This window comes from Methylophaga thalassica MP (assembly GCF_000214595.1).
In the GTDB taxonomy this organism is placed as follows: domain Bacteria; phylum Pseudomonadota; class Gammaproteobacteria; order Nitrosococcales; family Methylophagaceae; genus Methylophaga; species Methylophaga thalassica.
Window position 1 is genome coordinate 1,061,165 of the sequence record NZ_AFIG01000001.1, and the last position, 12,478, is coordinate 1,073,642.

Annotated in this window: 15 protein-coding genes; 9 read left to right on the forward strand and 6 right to left on the reverse strand. The window is 44.0% G+C overall.

Features of this window, described 5'->3' with window-relative positions; all coding sequences use genetic code 11:
• Position 1: 1 nt before the first annotated feature.
• Both MAMP_RS05055 and MAMP_RS05060 read right to left on the reverse strand, forming a co-directional pair.
• Positions 2-382 carry an NUDIX hydrolase gene (locus MAMP_RS05055; RefSeq protein WP_237701222.1) on the reverse strand — a complete coding sequence of 127 codons (381 nt, stop codon included), beginning with the start codon at positions 380-382 and terminating at the stop codon, positions 2-4.
• Entirely contained in the window at positions 288-1,001 is a 714-nt protein-coding gene (locus MAMP_RS05060; protein WP_007144913.1) for a pseudouridine synthase, read from the reverse strand. Before MAMP_RS05060 ends, MAMP_RS05055 begins: the two co-directional genes overlap by 95 nt.
• Before the next feature lie 414 nt (positions 1,002-1,415).
• Between MAMP_RS05060 and slyD the strand changes: the two genes are divergently transcribed.
• The 3 genes from slyD to MAMP_RS05075 all read left to right on the forward strand — a co-directional run bounded on the left by slyD (position 1,416) and on the right by MAMP_RS05075 (position 3,323).
• A complete protein-coding gene (slyD, locus tag MAMP_RS05065) occupies positions 1,416-1,898 on the forward strand; it encodes a peptidylprolyl isomerase (protein ID WP_007144914.1) in 483 nt (160 codons plus the stop codon).
• Positions 1,899-1,981: 83 nt separating this feature from the next.
• The gene (locus MAMP_RS05070; protein ID WP_007144915.1) at positions 1,982-2,887 is read left to right on the forward strand and encodes a D-hexose-6-phosphate mutarotase; all 906 of its coding nucleotides are present in this window, start codon (positions 1,982-1,984) and stop codon (positions 2,885-2,887) included.
• A 16-nt stretch (positions 2,888-2,903) separates the two neighbouring features.
• Positions 2,904-3,323 carry a PGPGW domain-containing protein gene (locus MAMP_RS05075; RefSeq protein ID WP_007144916.1) on the forward strand — a complete coding sequence of 140 codons (420 nt, stop codon included), beginning with the start codon at positions 2,904-2,906 and terminating at the stop codon, positions 3,321-3,323.
• 2 nt (positions 3,324-3,325) lie between these two features.
• Here the strand turns inward: MAMP_RS05075 and MAMP_RS05080 are convergent, their stop codons facing one another.
• The 4 genes from MAMP_RS05080 to purM are packed head-to-tail and all read right to left on the reverse strand — an operon-like array spanning position 3,326 to position 6,342.
• Positions 3,326-3,931, reverse strand: coding sequence for an NUDIX domain-containing protein (locus MAMP_RS05080; protein ID WP_007144917.1), 606 nt, complete (start codon positions 3,929-3,931; stop codon positions 3,326-3,328).
• On the reverse strand, positions 3,924-4,688 hold the full coding sequence (locus MAMP_RS05085) for a DUF3108 domain-containing protein (protein WP_007144918.1): 765 nt from the start codon (positions 4,686-4,688) through the stop codon (positions 3,924-3,926). The genes MAMP_RS05080 and MAMP_RS05085 overlap by 8 nt, the downstream gene beginning before the upstream one ends.
• 2 nt (positions 4,689-4,690) lie before the next feature.
• Positions 4,691-5,284 carry a phosphoribosylglycinamide formyltransferase gene (gene purN / locus MAMP_RS05090; protein WP_007144919.1) on the reverse strand — a complete coding sequence of 198 codons (594 nt, stop codon included), beginning with the start codon at positions 5,282-5,284 and terminating at the stop codon, positions 4,691-4,693.
• A gap of 2 nt (positions 5,285-5,286) precedes the next feature.
• Positions 5,287-6,342 carry a phosphoribosylformylglycinamidine cyclo-ligase gene (gene purM / locus MAMP_RS05095; protein WP_007144920.1) on the reverse strand — a complete coding sequence of 352 codons (1,056 nt, stop codon included), beginning with the start codon at positions 6,340-6,342 and terminating at the stop codon, positions 5,287-5,289.
• 59 nt (positions 6,343-6,401) lie between these two features.
• Here purM and MAMP_RS15650 point away from each other — a divergent pair, with 59 nt between their 5' ends.
• Genes MAMP_RS15650 through recJ form a run of 6 tightly spaced genes read left to right on the forward strand, consistent with a single transcriptional unit; the run spans position 6,402 to position 12,456 of the window.
• Entirely contained in the window at positions 6,402-7,463 is a 1,062-nt protein-coding gene (locus tag MAMP_RS15650; RefSeq protein ID WP_007144921.1) for a DUF2066 domain-containing protein, read from the forward strand.
• Positions 7,460-8,014 carry a CDP-alcohol phosphatidyltransferase family protein gene (locus tag MAMP_RS05105; protein ID WP_007144922.1) on the forward strand — a complete coding sequence of 185 codons (555 nt, stop codon included), beginning with the start codon at positions 7,460-7,462 and terminating at the stop codon, positions 8,012-8,014. Before MAMP_RS15650 ends, MAMP_RS05105 begins: the two co-directional genes overlap by 4 nt.
• The gene (locus MAMP_RS05110) at positions 7,990-9,060 is read left to right on the forward strand and encodes an AI-2E family transporter (protein WP_007144923.1); all 1,071 of its coding nucleotides are present in this window, start codon (positions 7,990-7,992) and stop codon (positions 9,058-9,060) included. Before MAMP_RS05105 ends, MAMP_RS05110 begins: the two co-directional genes overlap by 25 nt.
• A 15-nt stretch (positions 9,061-9,075) precedes the next feature.
• Complete coding sequence (gene hda, locus MAMP_RS05115; RefSeq protein ID WP_007144924.1) at positions 9,076-9,780, forward strand: DnaA regulatory inactivator Hda; 705 nt, start codon at positions 9,076-9,078, stop codon at positions 9,778-9,780.
• Positions 9,773-10,705: a hypothetical protein gene (locus MAMP_RS05120; RefSeq protein WP_007144925.1), complete on the forward strand. Its 933-nt coding sequence runs from the start codon at positions 9,773-9,775 to the stop codon at positions 10,703-10,705. Before hda ends, MAMP_RS05120 begins: the two co-directional genes overlap by 8 nt.
• Positions 10,702-12,456, forward strand: a complete 1,755-nt coding sequence (recJ, locus tag MAMP_RS05125; protein WP_007144926.1) for a single-stranded-DNA-specific exonuclease RecJ — start codon at positions 10,702-10,704, stop codon at positions 12,454-12,456. The genes MAMP_RS05120 and recJ overlap by 4 nt, the downstream gene beginning before the upstream one ends.
• Positions 12,457-12,478 lie beyond the last annotated feature (22 nt).

Genomic DNA, 12,478 nt, shown 5'->3' on the forward strand with positions numbered 1-12,478 from the left:
TTTAATTACGTAAAATATCCAGAGGATAGCGGTGGCCATCAATATAGTCTTGGAAACAATCGGTTACAAGTGTACTACGCAGATCCGCTTGTCTGCGGCGTATCTCATCAAAAGGTAACCAGAGTGCTTGATAAATATCATCATCCAGCGCCTGGTTTGGATCGTGATCGGTCACTGTTCCTGAAAAGCAGTAACGAATATACGTTTCCCCTTTACGAGGGTGAATCCAGCGATAAATCCCGACCAGTGATTGCGGATGAAACGTCCAGGCGGTTTCTTCCTTTGTCTCACGAATCACTGCGTCGATAAGACTTTCGTCTGGTTCGAGATGGCCGGCTGGCTGGTTTAAGGTCATTTTGCCGTTGATCTCCTCTTCGACCAGAAGGAATCGATCGTTCTGTTCGACTACGGCGGCGACTGTTGTTCGAGGCTTCCAAATCATCCCGCCATTTTATCACGTCATTGGCATTAACGGAGCACCATTGCCCCGGTTCTAGATCATTTAATTGCCATGGACCAATAGCCGCGCGGATAAGCCGAAGTGTCGGGTGGCCGATGGCAGCTGTCATCCGCCTTACCTGTCGGTTTCGGCCCTCAGTGATTTTGAGCTCCAGCCACTGTGTAGGAATGGCTTTTCGTTCACGGATAGGCGGTATTCTTTCCCAAATATCAGGTGGTTGAATCAAGCGTACTTTCGCAGGTTTCGTCATCCCATCTTTCAGTTTTACGCCTGAAACCAACTGTTGCAGTGACGCTGAATCAGGAATATTCTCCACCTGGACCCAATAGGTTTTTTCTAATTTGAATTTGGGATTGGCTATTTGATGCTGTAGTTGACCATCGTTGGTCAATAAAACCAGTCCTTCACTATCCCGATCCAGCCGGCCGGCAGGGTAGACCTCGTCAATGTCGATATAGTCTTTTAACGTCTTTCGACCTGACTCATCAGTAAATTGGGTGAGAACATCATAGGGTTTATTAAATAGGATCAGCTTCGTCATAATTAGTGTGTGAAGGAGTTTAATGATAAAATACTCAACTTTTTTTATCGTAGAATGTATTGTTTAATGCACTTAGCGATGTAATGACAACATAACGTCAAGTTTTGTCTAACATCTGTTAAGTCTGTTCTTGATGATAAAAAATTAAGCTGATGATGGCTTTTATTAGTTAGCAAGGTATTGATACTATACCAGCGCAGGCTAGTAAAAGCGGATGGATTCATATCTGAAATTATTAGCGAACAGCTATTAGTAACGTCGTACTTGAGTCGTATTGATGACAATAATAGCTGTTGATGTTTAAAACCAAGACAAACTGAACTTCAGATTGATTCAGTTGTATGGCGAGAACATCAATAAGTTGTAGTGATTATGCTGCAGCTGTAATCCAAAACATGTAAGTGAGGAATCTAAATGAAAGTTGCAGATAATACTGTTGTAGTAATCGACTATACCCTGACTGATAACGATGGCAGTGTCATCGATAGCTCGGAAGCAGCGGGCCCGTTAGCTTACCTTCATGGTGCAGGTAATATTATTCCTGGTCTGGAAGATGCGCTGAATGGCAAAGAAGCGGGCGATGCGGTCAAAGCAAGTATTGAACCAGCCAAAGCGTATGGCGAAAGACACGAAGAGTTAAAGCAAGACGTACCACGTGAACTATTCAGCGGTGTTGATGATGTTCAGGTTGGCATGCAGTTTCAATCTGAAACAGAGCAGGGACCGGTTCTGGTAACTGTTGTCGACATTAAAGATGACACAGTGACAGTTGATGGTAATCATCCTTTAGCAGGCGTTCACCTGAATTTTGATGTAACTGTCCGTGAAGTTCGTGAAGCCAGTGCAGAAGAACTTGAGCACGGCCATGTTCATGGTGAGGGCGGTCATCATCACTAATAAGGGTTTTTCCTTATAGTGAATGACTATACTGTCTATGGAGAGACGGGCGTAAGCCCGTTTTTTCGTTTGGAATAGTGAATATGCAGGATTTAGAAACACTTAATCGTCTGTTTGGTAAAGAAGCTGAAGTGTGCTTTGTTGAAGGGCAATCAGGAATGCCCATCATTGAAGTAGCCACGAAAAAAGCTTCTGCGACGATTGCCCTTTATGGCGGGCAAATATTGTCATATAAATCAAATGGAATGGAACACGATCTTTTTTACTTAAGTGAAAAAGCCATTTATCAGCAAGGCAAAGCGATACGTGGTGGTGTACCCGTTTGCTGGCCATGGTTTGGCGAAGACCCTGGTAATTTAGGTCGTCAGGCACATGGTTTTGCCCGTAATTTATTATGGAATGTGCTGGACTGTCAGTTACATGATGACATTGTCGAAATTACCCTGGGTCTGGAATCGACAGCGACCAGTAAACAATGGTGGCCGAATGAATTCCGCCTGCGTAAGAAAATTGTTATCGGTGAGCAGCTGGATATTTCTCTGACAACTGAAAACAGAGGCGAAATACCGTTTAGTATTTCAAAAGCCCTACACACGTATTTTCAGGTGGGAGATATTTCGCAAACCACGGTGGTGGGGTTAGATGGTCTGGATTACCTGGACAAAACATTAGACTTTTCTAAGCACACCCAAGTCGGTGACATTACCCCCTTTGCTGAAACAGATCGTGTTTATCTGGCATCTCCTGCACGTGTTCAGATTATTGACGAAGTTTTGAATCGACAAATTAATATCGAACAGAGTGGGGCAGAAAATATCGTTGTATGGAATCCCTGGACGCGAGCTTCTTTACTGAATGACATGGATGCCAGTGACTACCAGCAATTTATCTGTGTTGAAACGGCAAATGCCATAGCGAACAGCGTGATTATTGCGCCAGGAGCATCGCATCAAATGCAGGTTAAGTACAACGTGAGTTCGATTGCTTAGATGAACAAGTAATCTAATGGAAGAGCTGATCAAAACAATATGGAGCAATGAAACGTGGTTATGGTCATTGGGAATCATCTCCATACTCAGTTTTGTTGCTTCTTTAGTTTTTATTCCCTATCTGATCGTCAGGATGCCCGCCGACTATTTCTCAGCAGAAAAGAGACATAAAACGCCTTGGGCTGATCAACATATCATCATCAGAACAGTGCTTATCACCCTGAAAAATTGCCTGGGAATTGTTTTAGTCATTTTGGGCCTGGCCATGCTGGTATTACCCGGACAGGGATTATTGACGTTATTTATCGGTCTTATATGCCTTAATTTTCCAGGAAAATATCGACTGGAAAAATGGTTAATCCAACAAAAAAATATTCGACGTTCTATTGACTGGCTACGTCAGCGAGCGGGCAGTGAACCTTTGAATTATGAGTGATTTTATTGCCATTGCTGGCGAAGTTTATCGCGGTTTAATTGTAACCACTGAATAGCAATAAGTGGAATCGCTGATTTAATGCGCCCAGTTTCAACTAGCTTGCAAGCATCCTCAAAGGTAACAACGCTGACAGCGATATCCTCATCTTCTTCAGCAAGGCCATGAACGCCACCCACTTCACTGGTGTCGACTTTGCCACAGAATAAAGTGAGGCATTCAGAGGTGCCGCCGGGTGAGGTATAAAACTCGCTGACCTTCATCAGTTCTGTGATAACACAACCGGCTTCTTCCTGAGCTTCTCTGATGGCAACTTCTTCCGGTGTTTCATTTTCTTCAACAGCGCCGGCAACAATCTCAAGTAACCAGGCATCTTCTTGTGGTTTCGACAATACTGCCCCGGCACGAAACTGTTCAATAATAACCACTTCATCACGGTGCGGATCATAAAGCAAAACGCCAACGCAGTCGCCGCGATGAAAGACTTCTCTTTCAACTACCTGACTCCAGCCACCATGATAAAGCGTATGTTGCAGTGTATATTTTTTTACGCTGAAGAAACCTTTGTATACGGTCTTCTGATTAAGCACTTTAAAAGACTTTTTAGTCATGGGCATTTACAGTGTCTGTCGCGTTATTATTAATGAATGCATGCTGATAATCCATGCCGGTGAGTCGGCGAAGGACTGCAGTAAAGGTGGTGCCATCTTCGGTGTGTTCCAGTTTTACTGGTAAATAGGAAAGGGAAGGAGCACACCAGAGTGTTGTTTCACGATCATTATCTTTGTCACGGTGCCGGGTTAATTTAACCGCATCAATTTCACCCAGCGGTGTTTTGATGCGTTCCTGGCCTAATATACGGATCTGATAGGTTTTTAATTTGCCGCCATCAGCAATACGATAGTTGATGTGATCACCTTCATGCTTGGCTAAATCCCGCATCAGGCTGATTTGATAAACGAGTTTATCCAAGGTGTTGGGTTCAAGATGAAGCTGCCAGGGATGTTCCTGATCATCAATCTGTACCGTCATATCTGGCCAGTCAAACTTCATTTCCAGGCGTTTTTCTTTTTTTCCGCCAGTTCGAAGATACCGATAGAACTGGGGTTGTACGGTATTATCGTGTATTTTCCATAAACTGGTTTCTTCAATGACATCCGGTTTAAAAAACGAAAATACGCCCTTGGCTTGTGAAACAGAACTGAAGTGTCTGATCCCTGTTTCATCTGTCTCAAGTGTACGTTTCAGCTCACCTGCCTGAATACCATTCAACTTCACTGAATAATTGGCCGAAAAGTCCGGTATATCTGCCGCAATAGATACTTTTATAAAAATAAACAGCAAAAAAACACTGAACAATAGTCGCATTATTAGTCCTGTTTAACATTCACCAGTTTTTGTATGGCAGCAGGATACAACTGATGTTCCTGTTCTAATACTCTTGCAGCAAGTGTTTGTGCTGAATCATCAGGCATAACCTGGACTTTGGCCTGCATAATGACCGGACCATCATCCAGTTCTGCAGTGACAAAATGTACACTGGCTCCATGTTCTTTTTCACCGGCATCAATAGCGCGTTGATGTGTATCAAGGCCTTTGAATTTCGGTAATAGAGAGGGGTGAATATTAATCAGTTTATTTTGATAATGCTCAACAAACTCAGCAGTAAGAATGCGCATAAAGCCAGCTAAAATCACGTAATCGGGATTAAATTCGTCAATTTGCTGAGCTAAGGCTCTGTCAAAACTCTCCCTGTCTGCAAAAGCCTTGTGATCAATAATCTTGGTAGGAATGGATTGGCTACTGGCGTATTCCAATCCCGCTGCATCTGGACGATTACTGATAACTGCAGCTACCCTAGCATCAAGTTGCTGATGATTAATCGCTTCGATAATAGAGCGCATATTGCTACCGCGGCCGGAGATTAAAATCACCAGCCGGGTTGTAGGTTCATTCACACTCATGATTATTGAATTTCGACTAGTTCGTCAGCCGCATTTGCTGTTTCAATTTGACCAATTAAACTGGCTTGTTCACCAGCACTGTTCAACACCGCTAAAGCTTCAGACACATCATTCTCTGCAACCACGATAACCATACCTATCCCATTATTGAATGTGCGATACATTTCTTTATCTGTAACGTTGCCATTTTCTTGCAGCCAGTCAAACACAGCAGGACGCTGCCAACTACTGGCATCAATGACCGCTTTCACACCTTCTGGCAGAACGCGTGGAATATTTTCAAGCAGACCGCCACCGGTAATGTGTGATAACGCATGAATGCTGACTTTTTCATTCAGCTGTAATAGCGATTTCACGTAAATTTTTGTTGGCGCTAATAATTTTTCACCTAAAGTGGCGCCATCAAATGCCGAGCTTAAGGATTGACCGCTACGTTCAAGAATTTTACGGATGAGTGAATACCCATTTGAATGTGGACCAGAAGCGGCGAGACCAATGAGTTTATCCCCAGCAGCGACTTTTGAACCATCGATAACGGCTTCTTTTTCAACCACACCGACACAAAAGCCTGCTAAATCATAATCGCCATCTTCATACATGCTAGGCATTTCAGCTGTTTCACCACCGACTAACGCGGCTCCAGCCTGCAAACAACCTTCAGCTATGCCAGATACCACAGACTCTGCAATATCGACATCCAGTTTTCCCGTTGCATAATAATCGAGGAAGAATAAAGGCTCTGCGCCCAATACAGCGATATCGTTGACACACATCGCCACCAAGTCAATGCCGATGGTATTGTGGATACCGGATTCGATCGCCAGACGTAATTTAGTGCCCACGCCATCGGTGCCGGAGACTAGAACAGGCTGTTTGTATTTATCGACCGGAAGTTCGAAAAGACTACCAAAACCACCTAAACCAGCCATAACACCTGGTCGACGGGTTCTTGCTGCGTGAGGTTTAATGCGATCGACTAAGGCGTTGCCAGCTTCAATATCAACGCCGGCATCACGATAACTAAGAGAGGTGCGAGAAGAGTCCACGCTATCGGTCATAATGTATTCCTGAAAATGTTGTGCATCACATGCTTAAAACAGCGTGTTAGAATACCACAATGCACCGATTATTTTATGCCCTTATTTTGCTGTTTCTGAGTTTTAGTAGCTATGCTGCTGAGGTCAATAATCTTTATCAGGCGACAGCTCCTGTCACGACACAACAGCAGAAAGAGCGCGATGCTCTGGCACCTGACTTGCTCAAGCAAGTTCTTATTAAGTTAGTCGGTAATGAAAATCAGCTTAGTCAAGCCGATATTGCTCCGGTACTTGCCAATGCCACGCAACTGGTCGAACGTTATGAGTATATTCGTAACAATATAGAAGCTGCCGATTTAACACAGCCTGATCAACTTTCATTGCGTTTGAGTTTTGATAAAAATGCCGTCAATGCGGTTATACGTCAGCTTGGTCTGCCTCGATGGGGGAAAGTCAGACCGGACGTGCTGGTCTGGTTAGCTACTGATATAGATGGCCAGCAAAGTTTGCAAGGTTTAGAAAATATTCCCCAAGACGTTTTTAAACCGTTACAACAAGCGGCTGATGAACGAGGCTTGCCCATTCTTATGCCGTTGATGGACCTGCAAGATCAGTCTGCTTTGAGTTTTGAGGACGTGTGGTCAGGTAACGATGATGCCATCAAGACCGCTTCTCAGCGTTATGGGGCGGATATCATTCTTGTTATCAAAATGACAATCCATAATGACACCACTCAGATTATCTGGCAGTCAGGCACGGGTGAAACGCGTCAACGCTGGACCTCAGAAGGCTTTATCAGCGCTTCGATAAATAAAGGCTTAGGTGTGTTAGTCGATAGTCTGGCTAGCGAGTATGCTCAGCATAACCAGGTATCTGATACGAATAAGACACTCTCTGTGCAGATTGATGATGTTAATGACTACGCTGATTTTTCCAGAGTCATGGCCTATCTCAACCAAATCGACAGTATTGACAATATCCGGGTGAATAATTTGGGTATGAATATTCTCGATTTAGATATTAGCTATAGTGGTGACATGCAAGTTCTGCAACGTCTTTTGTCTGTTGGTGGCCTTTTATCAGAATTAACCGAACCTGAGGGCACGATAACGGATAAAAAATATTATCGGTTAACACATTGAGTTTACGTGATATTCCCAATCTGATTTCATTGTTACGTATTTTGCTGGTGATTCCAGTGGTATGGGCACTGGTTCACGAACGCTATGTATTAGCACTAATCGTATCCGCCATCGCAGGCATTTCAGACGGGATTGATGGTTTTCTCGCCAAACATTTTCACTGGCAATCACGTCTCGGCTCAATTCTTGACCCGATAGCTGACAAACTCTTGTTAGTGGCGAGTTTTGCTACTCTGGCCTGGATTGGTCTGCTTCCGATGTGGTTGCTTTGGTTAGTGCTTGCCAGGGATGTCATCATTGTGTGTGGTGGATTGGTCTATCATTACACCATTGGCGAATTTGAACTGCTACCGTTGTGGAGCAGTAAACTTAATACAGCATTACAAATTCTATTAGTGTTACTGGTGATCATTGAACAACAATGGCTGCCTGCTCTGCATTCTGTGGTGACCATGGGTATATGGGCCGTTGTGGCCAGTGTTTTATACAGTGGTTTTGAATATGTGATTATTTGGGGAAATAAAGCATGGAAGCAGAGAAAACAACCATAATGACGGATACCAATAAGTTTTTGCTTGTGGCCATCGTTGTTATAGCAGGTTGGTTATTATTTGAGCTGTCACCAGTATTGATGCCATTTTTTATTGCGACGCTTTTTGCCTACCTGGGGGATCCCCTGGTAGATAGACTGGAAAGCTGGAATTTATCCAGAACCATGTCAGTAAGTGTGGTATTTGCCGTTATTTTTATTGTGGTTGCTTTAATGTTATTAGTCATGCTGCCTTTACTCAGTGCTCAGGTAGCCAAATTGTTTAGTAATTTGCCTGATTATTTAACACAGACACAGAAACTGATAGAGCCGTGGTTGAACTCAGTGGGGTTACCAACCGATGTGTTTAACCTGCAGACAGTAAAACAGGCGTTGAGTAAATACTGGTCGGAGTTTGGGCAGGTTGCCGGAGGTGTTTTCAGCTATATGACACGTTCTGGCATGGTGTTAGTACAGTGGTTGGGGAATTTGCTTTTAATTCCGGTGCTTACTTTTTATTTATTGAGAGACTGGGATAGTTTAGTTGCCCGTTTCAGAGAGTTACTGCCAAGACGATATGCGAAAAAATTCATTGAAATGTCATTGGAATGTGATGACATGTTAGCTGGCTTTATGCGTGGTCAGCTGATGGTGATGTTCGCACTTGCGGTGATATATACCTTAGGGCTCAGTTTGATTGGCCTGGAATTAGCCTTATTACTGGGCGTAATTGCCGGGCTTGTCAGTTTTGTTCCATATCTTGGCTTAATCGTAGGCATTTTACTGGCTGGATTGGCCGCATTCTTTCAATTTGGTGACTGGCTACCGGTGCTGCAAGTGGCCATTGTATTTGCTGTCGCCCAAGCTATAGAAGGGATGGTGCTGACGCCTCGTTTTGTTGGTGAGCGTATTGGTTTGCATCCAGTGGCCGTTATTTTTTCTGTATTAGCCGGTGGGCAATTATTTGGCTTTACCGGTGTGTTACTTGCTTTGCCTGCCGCTTCGGTTGTCATGGTGTTGTTACGCCATGCGCATCAGCGTTATCTCGATAGTCATTTGTATTCTTAAATTAGTCACGCACACATGTCATTAGCTGAAACACAACTAACGCTTAGACTATCTCCTCAGGAGATATACAGGCTCGATAATTTCTTGTTTGCCAAACAAGAAACCAAACAAGCTCTACAAGCGTTTTGTCAGTTAGCTGAATTGGATTTCCTATACCTTGCGGGGGATAGTGGCACAGGTAAAACACATTTGCTGATAGCTTGTGCCGAAACGGTTCAGCAAATGGGTTACAGGGTCATTTATTTGTCGTTATCAGAACTTGTGAAAACGGCAGCGCCTGCAGCACTTCAGGCAATTGAACAAGCCGATTTACTCTGCCTGGATGATATCGATGCGATTGCTGGCTTACCCGAGTGGGAAGAAGCTGTTTTTCACTGTTTTAATCGCTTGCATGATGCAAAGGGGCGCCTGTTGGTGGCAGCACAACAGACCCCAGCGAATAGTTCAATTCGATTACCGGATTTGCGGTCAAGGCTGGCGACGGGGCTGGTTTATCAATTAGTGATGATGACAGATGAACAGAAACAGCAAGCCTTGATATTACAGGCACAGTCGCGTGGCTTAACGATAACAACTGAGGTGGCACAATATTTACTGCGTCATTATGGACGCGATATGCCTGCTCTGATGACCGTTTTACAGCAGTTAGATAAAGCTTCTTTACAGGCTAAACGAAAGTTAACCATACCGTTTATCCGGCAAGTTTTGGCGAATGGCTAGCCAACAACTGACGCTGATTCTGCCTGCTTTTTCGGTCGTCGTTGCCAATCCAATAAACCAGAGCTTTTTACCTCAATCATTAAAAATACTGATGAAAAGAGGGACGTTTATTGAGTCTGAAGATCGTTTTTTTCAGCAACTATTATCATTATTTTCTGAAGAAACAAGATATTGGGACGACTTCCCCATGGCGAGGTTAAGAGGTGGAACGGAGTTCAGTCTGTGTGTAGAGCCCTGTTATTTACAAGCTGACCGGGACCAACTGCTGCTATTTCATCATGGCCTGGATATCAGTATGGACGAAGCTGAACAACTTATCGCTTCGATTCAATATCTGTTTGATGATTTGGGCGCTTCATTAAGCATTAATACAGCGAATCAATGGCTGCTGAGCATGCCAATCGAACCTGATATTGAATTGACTTGTGTGGATAAGGTCGATCGTCACCCAGTGACTGAATTTTTACCCAAAGGCGCTGATGCCCGCTTATGGATTCGTTTATGGAATGAGATTCAGATGGTGTTATTCGACTGTCCGGTGAATCAGGCAAGAGAAGCACAGGGTAAGGTGCCGATTAATAGTGTCTGGTTCTGGGGGAAGGAAAAAATGCCTGATGAATGGCAGACCTGGTCACATGTTTCTGGTCAAGATGAAACATTGAAGCAATTGAGTCACTACAGTGGCTCTGAATGGCTGGAGAATATTGACCATTTTACTGATATTCAAGCAAAACACGCCTTGCATTTAGCCCATTTTGATCCAGATAAAGACTGGTCAACGCAAATGGAAGTGCTTGATAAAAACTGGTTAACGCCTATTTATAAAGCATTAAAACGTTTTCAGTTGGATTCCGTGCATATCGTTATTCCTGAGTGGGGGACTTACCATTTAACACCGACATCGGCCTGGAAAATCTGGTTATGAGTGTATTACCTGATATTGTTGAACGCCCTCACCATGGCTGGGATAAGCTCCCTGAGTCATGGCCAGACAGTTTGCGAAAAATCATGGCCGCACGCGGTATTACCGCGGTGGAACAGTTGTATTTTGAACTGGCTGACCTACCAAGGCCAGATCAGCTCCTTGGCATGCAGGCCGCTGTTGAATTATTAGCCACTGCTTTGAAAGAACAATGGAAAGTCACGATTGTTGCTGATTTTGATAGTGACGGTGCTACCAGTTGTGCTTTGGCGATACGTGGTTTGCAGTCGATGGGCTTGAAACAGGTTCATTATATTGTTCCTAATCGCTTTATTCATGGCTATGGACTGACTCCCTCGTTATTAGAGGATATTCCAGCGCATGAACAGCCAGATTTACTGGTGACGGTGGATAATGGCATTGCCTCAATATCAGGGGTAAAAGCGGCACATCAACGAGGAATGAAAGTGTTGGTGACTGATCATCACCTGGCTGGTGAGGAATTGCCGGAAGCGGATGCCATCGTGAATCCCAATCAAACCGACGATCCTTTTCCCTATAAAAATCTGGCTGGTGTCGGTGTCTGTTTCTATGTGTTGTTAGGCTTAAGGCAGCATTTAAGAACAACCGGCTGGTTCGAAAGCGCCTCTTTGCCTGAACCGAAAGTGGGGGATTGGCTCGATCTCGTCGCTTTAGGGACGGTAGCGGATGTGGTGCCACTGGATAAATTAAATCGAACATTGGTCAATCACGGATTGCAGCGTATTCGTCGCGGTAAAGGCTGTATCGGCATACAAGCACTGATTCGAATTGCGGGCAGAGAAAAAGAAAAACTAGTTTCTTCTGACTTAGGCTTTAGTATTGCCCCCAGATTGAATGCAGCTGGGCGTATGGAAGATATGGGACTCGGCATTAACTTACTGCTGACAGATAATGCTGATCAGGCCCTTAGTATAGCGACACAGCTGGATAGCATTAATTTGGAACGACGCGCGGTAGAGCAAACGATGCAAGTGGATGCATTGAAGATGCTGGAACAGATTGATATTGAGGACAATACCTTAAGAACCGGCTATTGCTTATTTAATGAAGATTGGCATCAGGGTGTGATTGGGCTGTTGGCCTCACGTATTAAAGAAAAAACATACCGTCCGGTTATTGCTTTTGCTCCCGGTAATGACGATGAAGTCAAAGGATCGGCACGTTCTATTCCAGGCATACATATTCGAGATGTATTAGCCCGAGTAGCAGCTAAACATCCTAAATTGTTAGAACGTTTTGGTGGTCATGCTATGGCGGCTGGTTTAACGATAAAAAAAGCCGATATAAGCGAATTTAATCGGGCATTTGAATCGGCCTTGAATGAGATGGTGTCAACCGAAACCTACTTACAACAACTACCTTCAGATGGTGAGTTAGCAGCAAGCGATTGCCAGTTGTCATTTGCAGAAATACTGTCTGAGGCAGCGCCTTGGGGCCAGGGTTTTGAGGAGCCCAGGTTTCATGGGGTGTTTAAAGTAAATCATTTTCGTTTAGTTGGACAAGAACAGAATCACCTGCGTTTACAGCTTGAGATGAATGGTAACAGGCAGGTGAATGCGATGGCTTTCGGTCAGGATAAACCGAGCTGGTTAGATGAAAACAGTCTAGTATTAGTGCGTTATAAATTATCTGTAAATGAGTTTCGCGGTCAGAAAACCTTACAGTTCCTGGTGGATGAATTAATGCCAGCCAATACAGATACGCATAACTGACCATCATTAGTTATATCAGGTA